This is a genomic window from Limnohabitans sp. (assembly GCF_044373035.1).
In the GTDB taxonomy this organism is placed as follows: Bacteria; Pseudomonadota; Gammaproteobacteria; order Burkholderiales; family Burkholderiaceae_C; genus Limnohabitans_A.
In genome coordinates, this window is sequence record NZ_JBILQU010000006.1 from 18,094 (window position 1) to 39,492 (window position 21,399).

Here is a 21,399-nt window from a genome sequence, read left to right on the forward strand (position 1 = left end):
AGGCTAGCGCGAGCCAAGTTGTGAACGCCAACGCATGACATGGCGAAAAAAATGCCGGATGGCAAATTCCTGCATGGGGGGTTCATGTGTGACGGGTCAAAGCGCTGTCGATGTGGTCTCTTCGAGCAAAGACGTCAGCGCCAGCCAGCGATCTTCCAGGGAGGCCACTTCGTCGGACAAGGCTTTAAGACGTCGACCCGCGTCGGCCATTTCGGAGGGGGATACAGGGGTGGTCAGCAACGCTTCCAATCGGGTTTTCTCGGTTTCGATGTTGGCCATGCGCTGCTCGTTTTGTTCCAGCTCGCGCTTGAGTGGGCGGGTTTGAGCGGCCAGTTGCTGGCGTTTTTGGGCGTCCTGTTTTCGCAGTTCGGCGCTGCTCAGGCCGGGTGTGCCGGTCTGCGTGACGGCCGAGCTTGACTCCTTGGCCGCAGGGGCTGCTGCGAGTGCAGGCGCAGCGCTCGAAGGGCTTGGGTCGTTGCGCGGCACGATGGCGCTTGCCGCTGGAACTGGTGCCGTGGTCGCCGTGACCACAACATCGCGGGCTGAATTTTTGGCCTCTTCGCGCAGGCGTTTGGACTCTTCCAACAGGTATTTCTGGTAATCGTCCAGATCGCCGTCAAAGGGCTCGACCTTGCCCCGACCCACCATCCAGAACTCGTCGCACACGGCGCGCAGCAAGGCGCGGTCGTGGCTGACCAGCATGACGGTGCCTTCGAACTCGTTGAGCGCCATCGACAGGGCCTCTCGGGTCGCCAAGTCAAGGTGGTTGGTGGGCTCGTCCAGCAGCAGCAGGTTGGGCCGTTGCCACACGATCATGGCCAGCACCAGTCGGGCTTTTTCGCCGCCGCTCATGGAGCCCACGGACTGCTTGACCATGTCGCCACTGAAGTTGAAGGTGCCCAGGTAGTTGCGCAGGTCCTGTTCGCGGCTGGGCTCGTTGCTGCCCAGCTCTTTGGACAGGCGAATCATGTGCTCCAGCGGATTGTCATTCGGGTGCAGCACATCGAGTTCTTGCTGCGCAAAGTAGCCGATGTTCAGGCCCTTGCCCTCGGTCAGCGTGCCGGCCAGCAGTGGCATGGTGCGGGCAATCGTTTTGACCAGGGTCGATTTGCCTTGACCGTTGGCCCCCAAAATACCAATGCGCTGGCCCGCCAACACCGATTTGCTCACGCCTTGCAAGATGGCTTTGGGCTCGTCGTCCACCACATAGCCAAAACTCGCGTCGCTGATGGCCAGCATCGGGTTGGGCAGGTTGTTGGGTTCCTTGAAGCCGAAGGTGAACTCGGCATCGGCCAGCAGCGGGGCCACTTTTTCCATGCGCTCGAGTGCCTTGACCCGGCTTTGAGCCTGCTTGGCTTTGCTGGCCTGGGCTTTGAAGCGGGTGATGAACTTTTGCAGGTGGGCGATCTTGTCTTGCTGCTTGGAGAACGAAGCTTGTTGCAGCTCCATCTGTTGGGCACGCAGGATTTCAAAGCCACTGTAGTTGCTGCCGTAACGGGTGAGTTTGGCGTGGTCGATGTGCAAGGTGACATCGGTCACGGCATCCAGAAACTCGCGGTCGTGGCTGATCACGATCATCGTACCCGCGTAGCGCTGCAACCAGGCTTCCAGCCAGACCAGCGCATCCAAGTCCAAGTGGTTGGTGGGCTCGTCCAATATCAGGATGTCTGACGGGCACATCAGTGCGCGGGCCAGCTGCAAGCGCATGCGCCAGCCGCCCGAAAAGCTGTTGACCGGGTTGTTGAGCTCGTCCACCCGAAAGCCCAGGCCCAAAATCAGGGCCTCTGCACGCGGCATGGCGTCGTGGTCCCCGGCATCGGCCAAGTCGGTGTAAACGTGGGCCATTTCCATGCCGTCGCCACTGGCTTCGGCCACCACCAAACGTTGGCGCAATTCGGCCAATCGGGTGTCTCCTTCCAGCACAAAGTCAGCGGCGGCTTGGTCGGTCTCGGGCATGTTTTGTGCAACTTGACCCATGCGCCACTGGCGCGGCATTTCAAAGTCGCCGCCGTCCTCGGTCAAGCTGCCGTTGAACAACGCAAACAAGGTGGATTTGCCCGCCCCGTTGCGCCCCACCAGACCGACTTTTTCGCCGGGGTTGAGGGTGACAGAAGCTTTGTCCAGCAGCACCTTGGTGCCTCGGCGGAGGGTGACGTTTTTAAGATTGATCATGAAAAGCAGTGTCCGGAACAGATGCCGGTATGGGGAGCAGGGTCAGTCTGGAGGGACTGACCTCTAAAAGCACAACCCGCCATTTTCGCCGATGTGTGTGTCGGTGAGATGGCGTGTTGAAAATTAGGTCGTTTCCCAGGCCTGCAGGCCGGGCATTCAAAAGCTGAGCAAGGCTTCGCGGGAGATCAACAGCACCTGATCGTCGCCCGCGCTGGTGTCCAGCCAGGCGACTTCGAGTTCGGGGAAGGCTGCGATGAAATGGTCGACTTCGTTTCCGATTTCCAGCACCAACAAGGCTTGCTCGCTCATACGTGATGGCGCATCCTTGAACAGTTGCCGCACAAAGTCCATGCCGTCGGTGCCGCCAGCCAACGCCAGTTCGGGCTCAGCGCGGTATTCGGCGGGCAGGGCGTCCATGCTGGCTTGGCACACATAGGGTGGGTTGCACAAGATGAGGTCAAACGGGCCCGGCAATGCACTCAGACCGTCGCTGTGGATCAGTTGGACGCGCGCTTGCAAGTCGTGACGCGCCACATTGATGGCGGCCACGGCCAGCGCATCATCGGAAATGTCCGCCCCGGTGACTTGCACCTCGGGCCAAGCCAGTGCCGCCAGCACGGCCAGGCTGCCGTTACCGGTGCACAGGTCCAGCACGCGGGTGGTTTGCTCGCTCAGCCAGGCGTCGATCGTGCCATCGGCCAGCACCTCGGCGATCAGGCTGCGCGGCACGATGGCGCGCTCGTCGATGTAAAACGACACGCCCTGCAACCAGGCTTCTTGTGTGAGGTAGGCGGCGGGTTTGCGGGTGACAACGCGTTCTTCGATCAGCGCAGCGCAAGCCGCCTGCTGTTCGGGCGTCACGGCCTGTTCTTTCACTTCGTCCAGATCGATGTCCAGCGGCAGGCCCAGACGCCAAAGCACCAGCCAGACGGCTTCGTCAAAGGCGCTCTGGGTGCCGTGGCCGAAAGCCACTCCCGCGTGTGCGAGCCGCTCGGAAGATGCCGCGATCAACCCCGACAGGGTCAAGGCGCTCATGCGGACAGGCCCGCGTCGAGGTGTTCCAGCGTGCGGCGGTAGATGGCTTTGAGAGGCGCGATGTCTGTCAGCGCTACATGCTCGTTGACCTTGTGGATGGTCGCGTTGGGCGGACCGAACTCGATGACTTGTGGGCAAATCTGCGCGATGAAGCGGCCGTCGCTGGTGCCGCCTGTGGTGGACAGCTCGGTGGTCAGGCCGGTTTCGTCGGTGATGGCTTGTTGAATGGCTTTGACCAAGCTGCCCGGTGTGGTCAAAAACGGCAGGCCGCCGAGGGTCCATTTCAGTTGGTACTGCAAGCCGTGTTGGTCCAGCACGGCCGTCAAGCGCTGCTGCAGGCTCTCGGGTGTGGATTCGGTGCAAAAACGGAAGTTGAAGTCCACCACGCAGTCGCCGGGGATCACATTGCTCGCGCCCGTGCCCGCATGGATGTTGCTGACCTGCCAACTGGTGGGTTGGAAGAAGGCATTGCCTTCGTCCCACCGAATGGCCACCAGCTCGGTCAGTGCCGGGGCCAAGCGGTGGATCGGGTTGTCGGCCAGGTGCGGGTAGGCGATGTGGCCTTGCACTCCTTTGACGGTGAGTTTGCCGCTTAAGGTGCCGCGTCGGCCGTTTTTGATCATGTCGCCTGTTTGCTGCACTGAGGTGGGTTCGCCCACGATGCAAAACTGTGGCGCATCATCCCTTGCCACCAAGGCTTTGCAGACCACCACGGTGCCGTCCAGCGCCGGACCTTCTTCGTCGCTGGTCAGCAAAAAGGCGAGGCCAAGCTTCGGCTCGGGATTGCTTGCCAGGAACTCCTGCACCGCCACCACCATGGCCGCCAGCGAAGTTTTCATGTCGCTTGCCCCTCGGCCAAACAACTTGCCGTCGCGGTGCGTGGGGGTGAAGGGGTCGCTGTTCCAGTGCGTGAGTGGCCCAGTGGGCACCACGTCGGTGTGGCCCGCAAAGGCCAGGGTCTGGCCCGAGCTGCCCGCCCGCTTGGCCCACAGGTTGCGCACTCGGAAGGTGTCGGGGCCGGAGTCCATGAATTCGCAGACAAAGTCCAGCGGCTTCAGGGCGTCGGCGATCAGGTCCAGGCAACCGGCGTCATCCGGGGTGACCGAGGGCTTGGAAATCAGCTGTTCGGCCAAGCGCAGGGTGTCGTGACAGGTGGTCATGTTCAAGCCTTTTTGGGGTGGGCGCGCACGAAGCGCGCGATGCGCTCGGCTGCTTCCAGGCATTCGGCCGTCTCGGCCACCAACGCCATGCGGATGCGGCCCTGGCCCGGATTGCTGCCTTTGAAGTCACGCGCCAGGTAGCTGCCGGGCAGCACCGTGACGCTCTCGTCCTGGTAAAGCGCCCTGGCAAACGCGGCGTCGTCGCCTTGCCAACCCGCAGGCACACCGGCCCACAGGTAAAAGCTGGCGTCGGGCAGTTTCACGTCCAGCACTTTGGCCAATACCGGCGTGATTTTGGCGAACTTGGTGCGGTACTGGTTGCGGTTGTCCACCACATGGGCCTCGTCGCCCCAGGCGGCCACGCTGGCCGCTTGTACCACCGGGCTCATGGCGCTGCCGTGGTAAGTGCGGTAGAGCAAAAACTGTTGGATGATGGCCGCGTCGCCCGCCACAAAACCGCTGCGCAGGCCCGGCACGTTGCTGCGCTTGCTCAAGCTGGTGAAGGCGATCAGGCGTTTGAAATCGGTGCGGCCCAACTGGTGGGCGGCTTCAAGACCCCCCAAAGGTGCTTCTTCGCGGAAATAAATCTCGCTGTAGCACTCGTCCGACGCAATGACGAAACCGTGCTGGTCCGACAGGGCAAACAGCTTTTGCCATTCCGGCAGGGGCATGACCGCGCCCGTGGGGTTGCCGGGGGAACATACAAACAAAAGCTGCGTGCGAGACCAGACCTCGGCGGGTACGCTGTCCCAGTCGCTGGCAAAGTTGCGCGCCGGGTCGCTGGGCACGTAATAGAGCTCAGCACCCGAGAGCAAGGCCGCGCCTTCGTAGATTTGATAGAAGGGGTTGGGGCTGACCACCGTCGCGCCCGGTCGGGTCGGGTCGATCACGGTTTGCGTCAGGGCAAACAGGGCTTCGCGCGAGCCGTTGACCGGCAACACCTGGGTAGCCGCATCCAGCTTCAGGTCATACCGTGTCTTGAGCCAGGCTGCACAGGCTTTTCGCAAGGCGGGCTCGCCTGCGGTGGCGGGGTAGGCCGACAAACCGGTCGACACCGCGGCCTTGAGTGCTTCCTGAATGAATGCCGGTGTGGCGTGTTTGGGCTCGCCAATCCCCAAACTGATGGGTTTGAGGGTGGGGTTGGGCGTGACGCTGGCGAACAGCTGTTTGAGCCGTTCAAAAGGGTAGGGTTGCAGCTTGGCGAGAAGGGGGTTCATGTCGCGATTATCCGGGATGAAGGGCGGCAGCTGGGCCTTGTGCTTGACAGCAGGTTTTTCGCCATGTCTGTCGGGTAACATTGGCTCTTTTAACGGTGTTGGCCATTGGGGCTGACCCCATCCTCTGATCTCGAACCGATCCGACCTCGAACAAAACTGCCGTGCGCCTCAATTCCATCAAGCTTTCGGGATTCAAATCGTTTGCCGAACCCACCAACTTCATGCTGCCTGGGCAGCTGGTGGGCGTGGTCGGGCCCAACGGTTGCGGCAAATCCAACATCATGGATGCGGTGCGCTGGGTGCTGGGCGAGTCCAAGGCGTCGGAGTTGCGTGGCGAGTCCATGCAGGATGTGATTTTCAACGGCACCACCACCCGCAAACCCGCCAGCCGCGCCAGTGTGGAGCTGGTGTTTGACAATGCCGACCACCGCGCCGGTGGCCAGTGGGGCCAATTTGCCGAGATCGCGGTCAAGCGCGTGTTGACCCGCGACGGCAACAGCAGTTATTACATCAACAACCAGCCGGTGCGCCGCCGCGACGTGCAGGATGTGTTTTTGGGCACGGGCTTGGGCCCACGCGCCTACGCCATCATTGGCCAAGGGACGATTAGCCGCATCATCGAGTCGCGCCCGGAAGAGCTGCGCTTGTTTTTGGAGGAAGCCGCAGGCGTGTCCAAATACAAGGAGCGCCGCCGCGAGACCGAAAACCGCCTGTCCGACACCCGCGAGAACCTGACCCGGGTCGACGACATCTTGCGTGAATTGAACGCCAATTTGGAAAAGTTGGAAAAGCAGGCCGAAGTGGCCCAGCGTTACAACAACTTGCAGGCCGACAGCACGCTCAAGCAGCATCAGTTGTGGTTTTTGAAGCGCCGCGACGCCGAGGCCGACCAAGGCCGCATGAAGTCGGACGTTGACCAAGCGGTCAATGCACTGGAATCGCGCATGGCCGATTTGCGGCACGTCGAGGCCGACCTGGAAACCATCCGTCAAGCGCATTACGCTGCAGGTGACGAGGTCAACCAAGCCCAAGGGAAATTGTACGAAGCCAGTGCCGAGGTTGGAAAGCTCGAAGCAGAAATCCGCTTTGTGGTGGAAGGACGCCAACGCGCCGAGCAGCGCTTGCAGCAGCTGTTGGAGCAAACCGCGCAATGGGGCACACGCAGCCAAGACGCGCAAGCCGAGCTGGAAACCCTGGCCGAGCAAGCGGCCACAGCCGAAGACCAGAGCATGACGCTGGCAGCGCAAGTTCAAGACCAAGCCATGGCCTTGCCCGACTTGGAAGAAGCCCTCCTCAAAGCGCAAAACGACGCCAATAACCAGCGTGCTGCTGTGGTGCAGGTGCAGCAGCAAATTGGCGTGCTCGCCGCAGACCAGCGCAACGTCGAAGAACAATCGCGCCAGCAGGACAACCGCCGCGAACGCTTGCTGACCGACCGCAACGCCTTGGCCGCGCCCGATGAAGCACGCCTGCAGCAGTTGCAAGAACAGCTGGCCGAGGCCGAAGCCCTGTCTGCTGAATCGGAAGCCCGGCTGCAAGACCTGCAAGAACAGGTGCCAGCCTTGGAAGAAGACCGCCGCACCCGCCAATCCGCCGTGAACACTGAATCGTCCCGCTTGGCCGATCTGAGCGCCCGCATCGAGGCGCTCAGGGCCCTGCAAGAGAAGGTGCGTACCGACGGCAAACTCAAGCCTTGGCTGGCCAAGCACGGTATGGACGGTCTGGAAGGCCTTTGGAGCCGCATCCACATCGAGCCCGGCTGGGAAAACGCCCTCGAATCGGCTCTGCGTGAGCGCTTGTCGGCGCTCGAAGTGTCACGCCTGGACATGGTGCGCGCGTTTGCCAATGACGCGCCGCCCGCCAAGCTGAGCTTTTTCAGCCCGCCTTTGGCAGCCAAAGCCGCTCCGCGAAGTGGCATGCCCTCAGGCTGCAAGTCCTTGGCCGAGTTGCTGCGTGTGCACGATGCCGGCTTGTCGGCATTGCTTGCCGATTGGCTGCATGGCTGCTACACCGCCCCCAATCTGGAAGACGCGCTGGCCTGGCGCAGTCAATTGCACGCGGGAGAAACCCTGTTGGTGCAGGCTGGCCATGCGGTTCAACTCAACAGCGTGGTGTTTTACGCGCAAGACTCCGAGCAAGCCGGTTTGCTGGGCCGCGCTCAAGAGATCGAGAACCTGGAAAAGCAGCTGCGCGCCCAGACCCTGATTTCTGAAGAAAGCCGCAGCGCCCTGGTGCGGGCCGAAGCGGCCTATGCCGATGCCTCGCAGCGCCTGATCACCGTGCGCCGCGAAGCCAGCGAAAGCCAGTCACGCACCCACGCGCTGCAGGTTGAGACCCTTCGCCTGTCGCAGTTGGTGGCCCAAACCCGCGCCCGCAGCGAGCAGATCAACAACGACTTGGCCGAAATCGAGGCTTTACTGGACGAGCTGCAAGAGCGCCGCGTCACCGCCGAAGCCCGCTTTGAAGAGCTGGACATGCAGCTGGCCGACACGCAAGAGCGCCACGCCCAGTTGGATGAACGCGTGATCGAGGCCGAGCGCAAGCTGTCCGAATGCCGCGAACAACAGCGCAGCCTGGAGCGCCGCGCCCAAGAAGCCCAATTTTCACAGCGCAGCCTGGATGCCCGCCGGGCCGAGCTGCAGCGCATCATCGAGACCGCGCAGCAGCAAGTGGCCAGCATCGACGCCGAAATGCAGCGCGCCCGAGACGAACTCAACCGCCTGACCGATGCCGCTGCACAAGCTGGTTTGCAAAATGTGCTGGCCGTCAAACTGGAGCGCGAGCAAACATTGGGCGCACGGCGCAGCGCCTACGACGAGCTGACCGCCAAACTGCGCGCCAGCGACGAGCGCCGTGTGAGCTTTGAACGCGAACTCGAACCGCTGCGTCAACGCATCACCGATTTGCAGCTCAAGGAACAAGCCGCACGCTTGGGGCTGGAGCAATACAGCCAGCTGCTGGCCGATGCGCAGGCAGACTTGCAGGCCGTGTCTGCTTCTATCGAGGCTGGCCAGGTGCGCGTGACTGGGCTGCAAGGTGAGATCGACCGCATCCACCGCGAAATCACCGCTTTGGGCCCGGTCAATTTGGCCGCGCTTGAAGAGCTCACCACATCGCGTGAGCGCAAGACCTTTCTGGATGCCCAGTGCACCGACCTGACCGACGCCATGAACACCCTGGAAGATGCGATCCGCAAGATCGACGCTGAAACCCGCGAATTGCTGGGTGGCACCTTCAAGATCGTCAACGAGCACTTCAGCCGCATGTTCCCTGAGTTGTTTGGCGGCGGCAATGCGCGTTTGGTCATGACCGGTGACGAAATTTTGGACGCCGGTGTGCAGGTGCTGGCCCAGCCGCCGGGCAAGAAAAATCAGACCATCCACTTGCTGTCGGGTGGCGAAAAAGCCCTCACGGCCATCGCATTGGTGTTTGCAATTTTTCAGCTCAACCCCGCACCATTTTGCTTGCTCGACGAGGTGGACGCGCCGCTGGACGACGCCAACACCGAACGCTATACCAAGCTGGTCAAGGGCATGGGCAAAGAGACCCAGTTCCTGTTCATCAGTCACAACAAGATCGCCATGGAAATGGCCGAGCAGTTGATCGGCGTGACCATGCAGGAGCAGGGCGTTTCACGCATCGTGGCTGTGGACATGGAGTCCGCAGTGTCATTGGCCGACGTGGCCTGAGGAAGTTATGTTGGAATCGATGAGCTCATTGCAGTTGAGTCTGGCCGCCATCGGAGCGCTCACGGTGGGTGCCGTGGTGGTCTACAACTACTGGACATCACGCAAAAACGCGCCTCGCCAAGCCGACCCCCAACGAGATCCTCCGCTCGAGTCGGCTTTAAATGCCATCGAACCTGTGCTGAACGCCGACCACGCTGTTCCTGTCAGCAGCACCGATGCCATTGATCCCGTTCTGCAAGATGCTTTCACGCACCTGAACCAGCCCGATCGGAAACCCCAATTGGACGCATTGATCGACGTGTTGGCTTCGATCGAAGTGGACCAAGCTGTGTCGGGTGACGCCGCTTTGGCGGCCCTGCCAACCACACGCCGGGTTGGCACCAAGTTGTTTTCTGTCGAGGGGCTTGTGCAAGCAACAGGGCAGTGGGAAGCACTGGCCGCTGGGCGACGTTACAACGCCTTTCAGGCGGGGGTTCAACTGGCCAACCGAATGGGTGCGCTCAACAACATCGAGTTTTCTGAATTCGTGGTCAAAACGCAGGCTTTTGCAGATGCCATAGGCGGCAGCGCCAGTTTCAGTGACATGCTGGAAGATGTCGCACGCGCCAAAGAGCTGGACCAATTTGCCAGCGTGCACGACGCTCAGCTGAGCTTCACGCTGTGTGCCCGCACCGCAACCTGGAGCCCTGGCTACATTCATCAGCATGCTGCTCGCTTGGGCTTTGTTCCCGGTGCCATGCCCGGCCGCATGGTTTTGCCTGCCTTGGTGCCAGGCCTGCCCGCTGTCCTTTCACTCACCTTTGATGCCCATGCGGCGATGGCCGAAGACCCGGATCTGTCGGCCATTCGCTCTTTTGCATTGAGCCTGGATGTGCCCCAGACCGCCCGTGAAGAGCAGCCCTATGTCTGCCTGCGCGAAGCCGCTGTTTCGCTGGCTGCACAGATGGACGGTGTGGTGACCGATGGCGAAGGCCAGGTGCTCAGTGAAGCCACGCTTGACCAGATTGGTCTGGACTTGCAGCAGCTGTATGACGCGCTGGACGCCCGTGAGCTGTCAGCCGGATCGCCCCAAGCCCGCCGTCTGTTCTCTTGAATGCCCCCACAGCCGTGAGCCCCACCACGCCAGGCCTTTTTGACGACTTGTTTGCCGAATCATCGACGGCATTGCCACCTGCCGACACTCCGGCCAGCCGGGCTCAAGCCCTGCGCCGCCTGTTGCACCACCATGCCCATGCTTATTACACGCTGGACGCACCCGAAATCCCCGATGCCGAATACGACCGGCTCTTTCGCGAGCTGCAAGCCCTAGAATTGGCGCACCCCGAACTGCTGACATCCGACTCGCCTACCCAGCGTGTCGGTGGGGCGGTTCTGAACGCTTTTGCCCAAGTCGCGCACCGGGTGCCCATGCTCAGCATCCGCACCGAGACCGACACCGAAGCCAGCGGGGCCGAGGCCTTTGACGCCCGCATCCGCAAAGAGCTGGGCCTGAGCGAATCTGACCCTTGCGTGGGCTACGTGGGCGAACTCAAATTTGACGGCCTGGCCATGAGCTTGCGTTACGAAGGCGGCTTGCTGGTGCAAGCGGCCACCCGAGGCGATGGCGAAACCGGTGAAGACGTCACCACCAACATCCGCACCATCGGGCAAATCCCCTTGCGACTGCCGACCCACGCGCCCAGCGTGCTCGAAGTGCGCGGCGAGGTCTACATGCGCCGCGACGATTTTGAAACCCTGAACGAGCGCCAACGCCAACGCATCGCCTCAGGAACCAAAGGCGAAAAAACCTTCGTCAACCCGCGCAACGCTGCGGCGGGTGCGGTGCGCCAGCTCGACTCGGGCATTGCGGCCGAACGTCCGCTGAGTTTTTTTGCTTATGGCCTGGGCGACATCACGCCCGCCAACGAAGGTGGTCCGCAGTGGACCTCTCACTACGACATGCTCATGCAACTCAAGGCTTGGGGCTTTCCTGTAGCCGAGCAAACCGCTTGTGTGCAAGGGGCTGCCGGGTTGGTGGCGTTTCACCAGCGCATGGCCGCGGAACGCGATGCCTTGCCTTACGACATTGACGGTGTGGTCTACAAGGTCAACGATCTGTCGCTGCAGGCTGGCTTGGGTTTTGTGACCCGCGAGCCACGCTGGGCAGTGGCGCACAAGTACCCCGCGCAAGAGGAAATGACCACGGTGTTGGCCATCGATGTGCAAGTGGGCCGCACCGGCAAACTCACGCCTGTGGCCAAATTGGCCCCGGTGTTTGTGGGGGGTGTCACGGTGACCAATGCCACGCTGCACAACGAACTCGAAGCTCGTCGCAAGGACGTTCGGGTGGGCGACACCGTGATCGTGCGCCGAGCGGGTGATGTGATCCCTGAGGTGGTGTCGGTGGTGCTGGACCGCCGTCCCTTAGACGCGCCACAGTTCACCATGTTGACCCACTGCCCCGTGTGCGGGAGCCAGGCTGAGCGGGAAGAGGACGAAGCCGACCACCGCTGCACGGGTGGGCTGTTTTGCAGCGCCCAGCGCAAACAGGCCATCTGGCACTTTGCCCACCGCCGCGCCATGGATGTGGACGGCTTGGGCGACAAACTGGTGGACCAACTGGTGGACACGGCCCAAGTCAACACATTGGCCGACCTGTACCACCTGAAGCTCGACCGCTTGGCCAACATGGACCGCATGGCCGAAAAATCTGCCGTCAACTTGCTCGAGGCTTTGGAAAAGTCCAAAACCACCACCCTCGGGCGCTTTTTGTTCAGCCTGGGCATTCGACATGTGGGCGAGGCCACAGCCAAAGAACTGGCCCGCCACTTCGGTCAACTCGATGCCATCATGGCCGCCAGCGAAGACGCACTTTTGCAAGTGGCCGATGTGGGCCCTGTGGTGGCCCACAGCATTCGCACCTTTTTTGATCAGCCACACAACCGCGAAGTGGTGCAAGCCCTGCGCGATGCGGGGGTCTCCTGGCCCGAAGGTGAGGCCTTGGCCCCAACAGAAATGCCTTTGACGGGCATCACCGTGGTGCTCACCGGCACGCTGCAAAGTATGGGCCGCGACGAAGCCAAGGAAAAACTCGAAGCCCTGGGTGCCAAAGTGGCCGGTTCGGTGAGCAAAAAAACCCACTACGTTGTTGCTGGGGCCGAATCGGGCAGCAAGCTCGACAAAGCCCAAGCGCTGGGGGTGCCCGTGCTGGACGACACGGGTTTGGCTTTGCTTTTGTCAGGCCAAAAGCCCTGAGCTTCGGTTGGCTGGGACAGCCGTGTTGAACAGGCCCTTTAATGGGTAAGAACTTCCAGCAGTCGATCCAAGCCACCTTCATGGATGGCCACCATGGCTTGCTCACGCACTTTGGGTTTGGCGTGGTAAGCCACCGACAAACCAGCCACGCCCATCATGGGCAGGTCATTCGCGCCGTCTCCCATGGCAATGGCCTGGTCTGGTGTGATGCCCATCATTTGGCAAGTGTCCAAAAGGGTTTTGCGTTTTTCTTCACCGTCACAAATATCGCCCCAGGCTTGGTCCACCATGCGACCGGTCAGCACGCCATCTTCTAATTCCAGCACGTTCGAGCGCGACCAGTCGATGCCCAAGACATCGCGCACATGGTCGGTGAAATAGGTAAAGCCGCCCGAAACCAAGAGCACTTTCATACCCGCAGCCTTGCAGGCGCTTACCAAATCTGCCGCGCCTGGATTCAGGCGCAGTCGCGCACTCAACACCTCATGCATGTGTGCGATTGTCACACCCTTGAGCAGGGCCACGCGCTGGCGCAAGCTCTCTTTGTAGTCGGCGATTTCGCCACGCATGGCCGCTTCGGTGATGGCCGCCACTTCTGCTTTGCGTCCTGCAGCATCGGCGATTTCGTCCACACACTCGATGTTGATCAAGGTCGAGTCCATGTCGAAAGCGATCAGCTTGAATTGGGAAAGTTTAATCGGGGCGGCAAAACCCTGAATGGTCAGGCCGGGGGCGAATTCGGTCGCTTGAGTCATGGCATCCATTACATCCATTGAGAAAAATTTAGGCACGCCAGTTTTGCATCTGCAAGCCCGGCTGGGAGCTCCCGCCTTTATTGTCACTGATCAAATTTATTCCGAACGTGCTCTCAATGCTTTTGAGTGGACAAATCAGAGTGTAAAATGATTAAATAATAAATCATTTAATTATAAATTAATAATATGTATATCTAAAATACAATTTATTAATGGGTTTGCATGAATTCGAAACCAAGCATGATTGAGACACAGAATTTGAGATCAATTTGTGGCTCTAAGTTTTTGAATTCATACAAGTTTTTGTGGAGCTTACAAGGAATAAATCACGTTTCAAATGGTCTTCTGTGCGGGTTCTGGGTCAAAAAGTTGCTTGAGCCATCCTGGCTGGTTGCATTTTTTTCACCATCGCCCCATCAGCGGTTGCGTGATCCCCAAGCTCCCGCGTCAGCATTGACGCCTTTGGCGAGGTCTACGTCACGGCTTTGGCTTTTGTGCCGCTCTAGGGGCTGTCCATGGTTTCTGACCCATAGGGACTGAACCGATGCTCGTTCTGGAATTATTGACACAGGTGATGATGCGTTCAAGTCCAATGACCTCTTCAGTAAGGTGCTTTGTGTCAGTCAGCTGAGCGCTGCTTCACAAGCCGGGTAAACAGCTTGTGCTCGCAGGCGGGGTCGCTGCAGTCGTTGCATTGCCAAACGCTGCGGCCCTGGTTGATCGCGAACTGGCCTTGCTCACGGATGTGTTGTGCGAAGGCATCCTCGCCCTCCAAACCCAGAGCCAGCAAGGCGTTGTTCAAGCGCCGTGGCCCTTGGCCATACACCACCCGATATGGCATGCCTGAGCGCTCTAGCGCTTGCCGCACTAAGGTGTCAACCGGACCACGTACTTGGGGGCCATCGCGTTGCAGGCCGTCGGCCAGCCAGGGCAGGTCCAGGCCCGTGACCAAGGTGATGTCGTATAGGGCTTGATGCGCCAAAGCCATGGGGTAGAGGCGCTCATCATCAAACAGAAGATGGCTGTAGACGGCGGTCATCAGGGGCGTGGTGTCCGACAACAGCCAGGTGTCGGGCGCTTGCTGGGCCAGGGTATGCGCGGCATCGGCTTGTTGTTGCGCGATGGCCATTTGCTCGTGGCGCTGCGGTGTACGACCAGCGCGGTCGCACCAGTGGCGCAGCACTTCGTCCACCGTGTGCACCGTTTGGCCCCTGTCGCGCAAAACCTCGGCCAAGGCCTGAGTGAGCCAACTTTTGCCTGTGCTTTCGGCACCCACAATGGCTGTACGAAGGGCTCTCATGTCCTAGGCGGCATCCACCCGGTAGGGGGATGGTTCATTTGGCGATCTGCACGAAAATTTCGTTGGCCTTAACCATGCCCAGTTCCTGTCTGGCCCGCTCCTCCACCATGTTCAGACCTTCTTTGAGGTCGTTGACTTCGGCGCTCAGTTGATCCATGCGGCGACGGGCTTCTTCGTTGGCCTGTTTTTGCTGCGCCAGCTCTTGGCGCAACTCACTCACATGCGGCAGGCTGCCCGGGCCGAACCACAGTTGGGCTTGCACGATCGCCAGCAAGGCGAACAGCACGATCGGGACCAGGCGGTTGCCCATGACGCACTGTTCAAAGCAGGTTGTAAAAAGCGCTGCGGCCAGGGTACACCGCCACTTCGCCCAGGTCTTCTTCGATGCGAAGCAGCTGGTTGTACTTGGCCATGCGGTCGGAACGGCTCATGGAGCCGGTCTTGATCTGACCCGCATTCAAACCCACCGCGATGTCGGCAATCGTCGAGTCTTCGGTCTCCCCCGAGCGGTGTGAGATGACGGCGGTGTAACCGGCACGCTTGGCCATTTCGATGGCTGCAAAGGTTTCGGTCAGCGTGCCGATCTGGTTGATCTTGATCAGGATTGAGTTCGCGATGCCCTTGTCGATGCCTTCCTTGAAGATCTTGGTGTTGGTCACGAACAGGTCGTCGCCAACGATCTGCACGTTGTTGGCCAAGCGGTCGGTCAGCACCTTCCAGCCATCCCAGTCGTTTTCGGCCATGCCGTCTTCGATGCTGATGATGGGGTACTTGTCGCACCAGGTGGCCAGCATGTCGGTCCATTGCTCAGCGCTCAGCTCCAGGCCTTCACCGGACAATTTGTATTTACCGTCTTTGTAGAACTCGCTGGCGGCGCAATCGAGGCCAATGGCGATTTGCTCACCAGGGGTGTAACCCGCAGCCGTGATGGCATCCAGCACCATCTGGATGGCCGCTTCGTGGCTGTCGACGTTGGGAGCAAAGCCGCCTTCGTCGCCCACGGCAATGCTCATGCCCTTGTCGTGGATGATTTTCTTCAGGGCGTGGAAAACTTCAGCGCCCCAGCGCACGGCTTCACGGAACGACGGTGCGCCCACGGGGATGATCATGAACTCTTGCAAGTCCAGGTTGTTGTTGGCGTGCGCGCCGCCATTGATGACGTTCATCATGGGCACGGGCAATTGGTTGGCGTTCATGCCGCCAAAGTAGCGGTACAGCGGCAAGCCAGATTCCTCGGCTGCAGCACGGGCCACGGCCATGGACACGGCCAGCATGGCGTTGGCACCTAGGCGTGACTTGTTGTCGGTGCCGTCCAGGTCGATCAGGGTACGGTCCAAAAAGCCCTGCTCGGAGGCGTCGAGCCCCAGCACGGCTTCGGAGATTTCAGTGTTGATGTGCTCCACCGCCTTGAGCACGCCTTTGCCCAAATAGCGGCTCTTGTCGCCATCGCGCAACTCAATGGCTTCGCGGCTGCCAGTCGATGCGCCAGACGGCACAGCGGCGCGGCCCATGACGCCGGACTCCAGCAGCACGTCGCATTCGACGGTGGGGTTGCCACGGCTGTCGAGGATTTCACGGCCGACGATATCTACGATTGCACTCATTTGGGAAGTCTCTCAAAAATGAAAAATAAAACAAGTATTCCAAGCCAAGGGGTCAAACGCCCTCAACGGCCACCATGCGCATGATGGCGGCACCTTCGCGCGCTTCGCGGGCTTTCAGGTATTCGGGCAGTTCGTAAAAAGCTTTGGCCGCTTCAAAAGAAGGAAACTTCAGGACGACGATGCGTTCGGGCGCCCAGTCGCCTTCGAGCACTTGAACCTGGCCGCCGCGCACGCAGACTTCTGCACCAGCGGTTTTCATGGCGGCTGTCGACCATTTTTTGTACTCTTCGTACTGCACCGGGTTGGTGACTTGAACGTGGGCAATGATGTAAGCGCTCATGAAAAATCGTCCTCTAAAAACGGGTTCTTTTTGGTGATGGCATCGAGCTGCACCAGCGTCTCGAGCAGTGCCTTCATCTGGCCCAGGGGCACCGCGTTCGGGCCGTCGGACCACGCGTCTGCTGGCTTGGGGTGGGTTTCCATGAACAGACCTGCTACGCCCACGGCCACGCCTGCACGGGCCAGCACCGGCACCATGTCACGCGCGCCGCCGCTGCTGGTGCCTTGGCCCCCCGGTTTTTGCACCGAGTGGGTCACGTCAAACACCACCGGTGCGCCGGTCTTGCGCATTTCGGCCAGGCTCGTCATGTCGGCCACGAGGTTGTTGTAGCCAAAGCTCACGCCGCGCTCACAGGCCAAAAAGTTGTCTTCGGGCATGCCGACTTCGCGTGCTGCAGTACGGGCCTTGTCGATGACGTTTTTCATGTCCCAAGGGGCCAAAAACTGGCCTTTCTTGATGTTGACCGGCTTGCCCGACTGCGCCACGGCGCGTATGAAATCGGTCTGGCGGCACAAGAAGGCGGGGGTTTGCAACACATCGACCACGCTGGCCACGGTTTTGACTTGCGATTCGTCGTGCACATCGGTGAGGATGGGCACGCCAATTTGACGGCGTACCTCCTGGAGAATTTTCAGGCCCGCATCGATGCCCACGCCTCGCTGGGTATTCCCTGAGGAGCGGTTGGCCTTGTCGAACGAGCCTTTGTAGATGAGCGCAATGCCCAGCGCCGAGCAAGCCTCTTTGAGGCGGCCCGCCACTTCAATGGACATCTCCAGGCCTTCGATCGAGCAGGTGCCCGCGATCAAAAAGAAGGGCTGGTGCAGGCCAACGTCAAATCCGCAAAGTTTCATGGGGTGTCCTGTGAGGGGAATCAGGCCTTGGCCTGGTGCGCAATGGCCGCCTTGATGAAGGCGTTGAACAGGGGGTGACCGTCCCACGGGGTGGACTTGAATTCAGGGTGGAATTGCACACCCACATACCAGGGGTGGACGTTTTGCGGCAGCTCAACGATTTCGGTCAGTTGCTCGCGCTGGGTCAAGGCCGAGATCACCAAGCCCGCTTTGCGCAGGTCGTCCAGGTAATTGACGTTGGCTTCATACCGGTGGCGGTGGCGTTCGGTGACCACGTCGCCATAAATCTGGTGTGCCAGTGTGCCCTTGGCCACGTCCGAGCTTTGCGCGCCCAAGCGCATGGTGCCGCCCAAGTCCGAATTGGCATCACGCACCTGGATGGTGCCGTCGGCATCTTTCCACTCGTTGATCAAAGCGATCACCGGGAAGGGCGTATCAGGTTCGAACTCGGTGCTGTTGGCGTTATCCATGCCAGCCATGTGGCGGGCGTATTCGATGGTGGCGACCTGCATCCCCAAGCAAATGCCCAGATAAGGCACTTGGTGGGTGCGGGCGAATTGCGCGGTTTCGATCTTGCCTTCCACACCGCGCTTGCCAAAGCCGCCGGGCACCAGCACGCCGTCAAAGCGGGCCAAGTTGGCCACGGTTTCGGAGGTCATGGTTTCGGAATCGATGTGCTCGATCTTCACGCGCACATGGTTGCGCATGCCGGCATGGCGCAGCGCTTCGTTGACCGATTTGTAGCTGTCGGACAGTTCCACGTATTTGCCGACCATGGCAATCGTCACTTCGCCTTGCGGGTGCTCGGTGTCGTGGACCAAATCATCCCAGCGTTTGAGGTTGGCCGGTGGGGTACTCAGGCGCAATTTGTCGCAGATCAGGCCGTCCAAGCCTTGCTCGTGCAGCACGCGGGGCACTTTGTAAATGGTGTCCACGTCGGGCATGGAGATCACGCCCCAGCTTTGCACGTTGGTAAAAAGCGAGATTTTGTCACGCTCATCGTCCGGAATGTAGCGGTCTGCGCGGCATAGCAAGGCATCGGGCTGGATGCCGATTTCGCGCAGTTTTTGGACTGTGTGTTGGGTGGGCTTGGTCTTGAGTTCGCCTGCAGCCGCAATCCAGGGCACGTAGGTCAGGTGCACGAAGGCGGTGTTGTTGGACCCCATGCGCAAGCTGAGTTGGCGCACGGCTTCCAAAAAAGGCAAAGATTCGATGTCGCCCACGGTACCGCCGATCTCGACGATGGCCACATCCACCGCCTCAGGGGTGCCGTAACCTGCGCCGCGCTTGACGAAGTCCTGAATTTCGTTGGTGACGTGGGGAATGACCTGCACGGTCTTTCCCAAGTAATCGCCACGGCGCTCTTTTTCGAGCACGCTTTTGTAAATCTGGCCGGTGGTGAAGTTGTTGGCCTTCTTCATCCGGGTGTTGATGAAGCGCTCGTAGTGGCCCAGGTCCAGATCGGTTTCTGCGCCGTCGTCGGTCACAAACACCTCGCCATGCTGGATCGGCGACATGGTGCCGGGGTCCACATTGAGGTAAGGGTCGAGCTTGATGAGGGTGACAGACAGGCCGCGCGATTCAAGGAGAGCGGCGAGCGAAGCGGAGGCGATACCCTTGCCCAGGGAAGACACCACACCGCCGGTGACGAAGACAAATTTGGTCATGTCCAGAACGGGTGCTTGAAGCGCCCGGTAGGTGGAAATCGTGATTATAGACAGTCACGTCTGCTACATTTCCACGCATGAGCACATTGGCTGGAAAACATATCGTTCTGGGCTTGTCGGGCGGCATCGCGGCCTTCAAGTCGGCAGAACTCTGCCGCGCCTTGGTCAAGGCGGGCGTGACGGTGCAGGTCGTGATGACCGATGCGGCCGAGCACTTCATGACGGCAGTGACCATGCAGGCCCTGTCGGGCAGGCCGGTTTACACCTCGCAGTGGGACCCGCGAGAGGCCAACAACATGGCCCACATCAACCTCAGCCGTGAGGCCGATGCGATTGTGGTGGCCCCGGCCAGTGCCGATTTTCTGTCCAAGCTGCTGCATGGCGGTGCCGACGAACTGTTGAGCTTGATGTGCTTGGCCCGACCACTGGACAAGGTTCCGCTGATCGTGGCACCGGCCATGAACCGCGAAATGTGGTCCAACCCCGCCACGCAGCGCAATGTGGCGCAGCTCAAGGCCGACGGCATCCATGTGCTGGATGTGGGGCAGGGCGACCAAGCTTGCGGCGAGACGGGCGACGGCCGCATGCTGGAAGCCGAAGAAATTTTGGATGACCTGGAGGCGTTTTTTAGCCCCAAGGTGCTGGCGGGCAAGTCGGTGTTGGTGACAGCCGGTCCCACTTACGAGGCCATCGATCCGGTCCGAGGCGTCACCAATTTGTCGAGCGGCAAGATGGGTTTTGCCATTGCGCGTGCGGCCCGCATGGCGGGTGCCGATGTGACCCTGATCGCAGGCCCGGTGAGCCTGGCCACGCCCCGAGGTGTCAAACGCGTGAACGTGCGCTCCGCCCGCGATATGCTGCAAGCCGTGCAGGCCCATGTTCCTGATCGGGGTGTATTTGTCGCCACGGCTGCGGTGGCAGACTGGCGTCCAGCCAACTCGGCCGGTCAGAAAATCAAAAAAGACGGATCAGGGCAGACGCCGGAGCTGAGCTTTGTGGAGAACCCCGACATTTTGGCCACCGTGGCCCAGTCGGCTGCGGCGCAAAAGGGCACACTGTTTTGCGTCGGCTTTGCCGCCGAAAGCCACGACTTGCTGGCCTACGCCACAGCCAAACGATTGCGCAAGCGAGTGCCGTTGCTGGTGGGCAACATCGGTCCGGCCACTTTTGGGCAGGACGACAACGCCTTGCTGCTGGTGGACGAACAAGGCGCTCGGGAGCTGCCGCAGGCCAGCAAGCAGGTGCTGGCCGTTCAACTCATTGAAGACATTGCCCGGCGGCTGGGCGGAGCACAAGCATGACCATGAACCTTGACGTCAAAATTCTCGATGCGCGCATCGCCGCGCAAATGCCCAATTACGCGACCCCTGGCAGCGCAGGTTTGGATCTGCGCGCGTGCCTGGATGCGCCGCTCACCTTGGCACCCAATGCCTGGCAACTGGTGCCCACGGGCATGGCGATCCACCTCAAGGATCCTGGTTACGCGGCCATGTTGCTGCCGCGTTCTGGCTTGGGCCACAAGCACGGCATCGTGCTGGGCAATCTGGTGGGCTTGATTGACAGCGATTACCAAGGGCAGTTGATGGTCAGCGCCTGGAACCGCAGCGACGTGTCGTTCACCATTGAACCCATGGAGCGCATCGCTCAGATGGTGATCGTGCCCGTGCTCCAAGCCACGTTCAACGTGGTCCATGAATTTGCTGCACCCAGCGAGCGTGGCGAAGGCGGTTACGGCTCGACCGGCCAAAAATAAGCGCCTTGAGGGCGCTGTTAATGAGGGGTCAGTGCAGCGTGGGCGGCGTCAGGCTGCCCTCGTCGCCGACTTCAATCTTGAAAAATCCCTTGCCACAGCTGCCGCTGCCCACTTCGGCTTCGTTGGGCTCGCGCACCGATTCCACTTTCAGGTGCAAGCGCAGCGCGATGCCCGACAGCGGGTGGTTGGCGTCCAGCACCACATGCTCAGGGTAGATTTCGGTCACGGTGTAGAGCGCATTGCGTGGTGCGTCGGGGTTGCAGCCCTCGGGTAAGGCGGTGCCTTCGATGGTGAGGCCAGGCTCGAGTCCTTCGGGAAAGAGGGCCAGCGGCTCCAAGAAAAGCAGCTCTTCGTTGAAGTCGCCAAAGGCGTCCTCTGGCTCCAGGTGCAGGTCGACCTTGGCGCCTTTTTCGTGGCCTTGCAGCGCTTCCTCAATCTTGGGCAGCAGGTCCTGGCCGCCAATGAAAAATTCAACGGGCTCGTCCAAGGTGTCCAGAACTTCGCCCAGCGTGTCTTTGAGTGTCCAGGTCAGTGCGACCACAGAAGGTGTCTTGATTTCCATAGGACAATTGTCGCAGTTTGGCGGCCCGTTTTTGGCCGCCTTGTCTTTAGCGCAGGTCTT

Annotated in this window: 17 protein-coding genes; 5 read left to right on the forward strand and 12 right to left on the reverse strand. The window is 60.5% G+C overall.

From position 1 onward, the window contains the following. Window positions 1-96 precede the first annotated feature (96 nt). The 4 genes from ACIQ47_RS01950 to dapC all read right to left on the reverse strand — a co-directional run bounded on the left by ACIQ47_RS01950 (window position 97) and on the right by dapC (window position 5,584). Window positions 97-2,172 (reverse strand): ABC-F family ATP-binding cassette domain-containing protein, encoded by a 2,076-nt coding sequence (locus tag ACIQ47_RS01950; protein WP_396436584.1) that lies wholly within the window; start codon window positions 2,170-2,172, stop codon window positions 97-99. 156 nt (window positions 2,173-2,328) lie between these two features. Further along, entirely contained in the window at window positions 2,329-3,207 is an 879-nt protein-coding gene (prmB, locus tag ACIQ47_RS01955) for a 50S ribosomal protein L3 N(5)-glutamine methyltransferase (RefSeq protein WP_296291953.1), read from the reverse strand. Then, window positions 3,204-4,367 carry a succinyl-diaminopimelate desuccinylase gene (gene dapE / locus ACIQ47_RS01960; RefSeq protein WP_396436585.1) on the reverse strand — a complete coding sequence of 388 codons (1,164 nt, stop codon included), beginning with the start codon at window positions 4,365-4,367 and terminating at the stop codon, window positions 3,204-3,206. The genes prmB and dapE overlap by 4 nt, the downstream gene beginning before the upstream one ends. A gap of 2 nt (window positions 4,368-4,369) precedes the next feature. Beyond that, window positions 4,370-5,584 (reverse strand): succinyldiaminopimelate transaminase, encoded by a 1,215-nt coding sequence (dapC, locus tag ACIQ47_RS01965; protein ID WP_396436586.1) that lies wholly within the window; start codon window positions 5,582-5,584, stop codon window positions 4,370-4,372. 161 nt (window positions 5,585-5,745) lie between these two features. Here dapC and smc point away from each other — a divergent pair, with 161 nt between their 5' ends. Genes smc through ligA form a run of 3 tightly spaced genes read left to right on the forward strand, consistent with a single transcriptional unit; the run spans window position 5,746 to window position 12,507 of the window. Then, window positions 5,746-9,273 (forward strand): chromosome segregation protein SMC, encoded by a 3,528-nt coding sequence (gene smc / locus ACIQ47_RS01970; protein WP_396436587.1) that lies wholly within the window; start codon window positions 5,746-5,748, stop codon window positions 9,271-9,273. Window positions 9,274-9,292: 19 nt separating this feature from the next. Then, complete coding sequence (locus ACIQ47_RS01975; RefSeq protein ID WP_396436588.1) at window positions 9,293-10,366, forward strand: cell division protein FtsZ; 1,074 nt, start codon at window positions 9,293-9,295, stop codon at window positions 10,364-10,366. A 14-nt stretch (window positions 10,367-10,380) separates the two neighbouring features. Continuing rightward, on the forward strand, window positions 10,381-12,507 hold the full coding sequence (gene ligA / locus ACIQ47_RS01980) for an NAD-dependent DNA ligase LigA (RefSeq protein WP_396436618.1): 2,127 nt from the start codon (window positions 10,381-10,383) through the stop codon (window positions 12,505-12,507). Between the two features lie 38 nt (window positions 12,508-12,545). Here the strand turns inward: ligA and serB are convergent, their stop codons facing one another. From serB to ACIQ47_RS02015, 7 genes are all read right to left on the reverse strand, one after another. Next, window positions 12,546-13,262, reverse strand: coding sequence for a phosphoserine phosphatase SerB (serB, locus tag ACIQ47_RS01985; RefSeq protein ID WP_396436589.1), 717 nt, complete (start codon window positions 13,260-13,262; stop codon window positions 12,546-12,548). 619 nt (window positions 13,263-13,881) lie between these two features. Continuing rightward, window positions 13,882-14,562 (reverse strand): AAA family ATPase, encoded by a 681-nt coding sequence (locus ACIQ47_RS01990; RefSeq protein WP_396436590.1) that lies wholly within the window; start codon window positions 14,560-14,562, stop codon window positions 13,882-13,884. 34 nt (window positions 14,563-14,596) lie between these two features. After that, window positions 14,597-14,872 (reverse strand): cell division protein FtsB, encoded by a 276-nt coding sequence (ftsB, locus tag ACIQ47_RS01995; RefSeq protein WP_396436591.1) that lies wholly within the window; start codon window positions 14,870-14,872, stop codon window positions 14,597-14,599. A 10-nt stretch (window positions 14,873-14,882) separates the two neighbouring features. Further along, window positions 14,883-16,166, reverse strand: coding sequence for a phosphopyruvate hydratase (gene eno, locus ACIQ47_RS02000; RefSeq protein WP_396436592.1), 1,284 nt, complete (start codon window positions 16,164-16,166; stop codon window positions 14,883-14,885). Window positions 16,167-16,218: 52 nt separating this feature from the next. After that, a complete protein-coding gene (locus ACIQ47_RS02005) occupies window positions 16,219-16,506 on the reverse strand; it encodes a DUF1330 domain-containing protein (RefSeq protein ID WP_353246914.1) in 288 nt (95 codons plus the stop codon). Then, the gene (gene kdsA / locus ACIQ47_RS02010) at window positions 16,503-17,357 is read right to left on the reverse strand and encodes a 3-deoxy-8-phosphooctulonate synthase (RefSeq protein WP_396436593.1); all 855 of its coding nucleotides are present in this window, start codon (window positions 17,355-17,357) and stop codon (window positions 16,503-16,505) included. Before kdsA ends, ACIQ47_RS02005 begins: the two co-directional genes overlap by 4 nt. Before the next feature lie 20 nt (window positions 17,358-17,377). Further along, window positions 17,378-19,024, reverse strand: coding sequence for a CTP synthase (locus ACIQ47_RS02015; protein ID WP_396436594.1), 1,647 nt, complete (start codon window positions 19,022-19,024; stop codon window positions 17,378-17,380). A 77-nt stretch (window positions 19,025-19,101) separates the two neighbouring features. On the opposite strand from ACIQ47_RS02015, the gene coaBC reads away from it, so the two are divergent. Together coaBC and dut are read left to right on the forward strand one after the other, a co-directional pair. Beyond that, on the forward strand, window positions 19,102-20,325 hold the full coding sequence (coaBC, locus tag ACIQ47_RS02020) for a bifunctional phosphopantothenoylcysteine decarboxylase/phosphopantothenate--cysteine ligase CoaBC (RefSeq protein WP_396436595.1): 1,224 nt from the start codon (window positions 19,102-19,104) through the stop codon (window positions 20,323-20,325). A gap of 2 nt (window positions 20,326-20,327) precedes the next feature. Next, complete coding sequence (dut, locus tag ACIQ47_RS02025; protein ID WP_396436619.1) at window positions 20,328-20,777, forward strand: dUTP diphosphatase; 450 nt, start codon at window positions 20,328-20,330, stop codon at window positions 20,775-20,777. A 28-nt stretch (window positions 20,778-20,805) separates the two neighbouring features. Here dut and ACIQ47_RS02030 read toward each other — a convergent pair whose 3' ends face one another. After that, complete coding sequence (locus tag ACIQ47_RS02030; RefSeq protein WP_396436596.1) at window positions 20,806-21,339, reverse strand: peptidylprolyl isomerase; 534 nt, start codon at window positions 21,337-21,339, stop codon at window positions 20,806-20,808. Window positions 21,340-21,399 lie beyond the last annotated feature (60 nt).

Coding starts and splice junctions, on each gene's coding strand:
- ACIQ47_RS01950 (WP_396436584.1), bottom strand. CDS start 2,172: ATGATCAATCTTAAAAACGTCACCCTCCGCCGAGGCACCAAGGTGCTG.
- prmB (WP_296291953.1), bottom strand. CDS start 3,207: ATGAGCGCCTTGACCCTGTCGGGGTTGATCGCGGCATCTTCCGAGCGG.
- dapE (WP_396436585.1), bottom strand. CDS start 4,367: ATGACCACCTGTCACGACACCCTGCGCTTGGCCGAACAGCTGATTTCC.
- dapC (WP_396436586.1), bottom strand. CDS start 5,584: ATGAACCCCCTTCTCGCCAAGCTGCAACCCTACCCTTTTGAACGGCTC.
- ACIQ47_RS01975 (WP_396436588.1), top strand. CDS start 9,293: ATGAGCTCATTGCAGTTGAGTCTGGCCGCCATCGGAGCGCTCACGGTG.
- serB (WP_396436589.1), bottom strand. CDS start 13,262: ATGACTCAAGCGACCGAATTCGCCCCCGGCCTGACCATTCAGGGTTTT.
- ACIQ47_RS01990 (WP_396436590.1), bottom strand. CDS start 14,562: ATGAGAGCCCTTCGTACAGCCATTGTGGGTGCCGAAAGCACAGGCAAA.
- ftsB (WP_396436591.1), bottom strand. CDS start 14,872: ATGGGCAACCGCCTGGTCCCGATCGTGCTGTTCGCCTTGCTGGCGATC.
- eno (WP_396436592.1), bottom strand. CDS start 16,166: ATGAGTGCAATCGTAGATATCGTCGGCCGTGAAATCCTCGACAGCCGT.
- ACIQ47_RS02005 (WP_353246914.1), bottom strand. CDS start 16,506: ATGAGCGCTTACATCATTGCCCACGTTCAAGTCACCAACCCGGTGCAG.
- kdsA (WP_396436593.1), bottom strand. CDS start 17,357: ATGAAACTTTGCGGATTTGACGTTGGCCTGCACCAGCCCTTCTTTTTG.
- ACIQ47_RS02015 (WP_396436594.1), bottom strand. CDS start 19,024: ATGACCAAATTTGTCTTCGTCACCGGCGGTGTGGTGTCTTCCCTGGGC.
- coaBC (WP_396436595.1), top strand. CDS start 19,102: ATGAGCACATTGGCTGGAAAACATATCGTTCTGGGCTTGTCGGGCGGC.
- dut (WP_396436619.1), top strand. CDS start 20,328: ATGAACCTTGACGTCAAAATTCTCGATGCGCGCATCGCCGCGCAAATG.
- ACIQ47_RS02030 (WP_396436596.1), bottom strand. CDS start 21,339: ATGGAAATCAAGACACCTTCTGTGGTCGCACTGACCTGGACACTCAAA.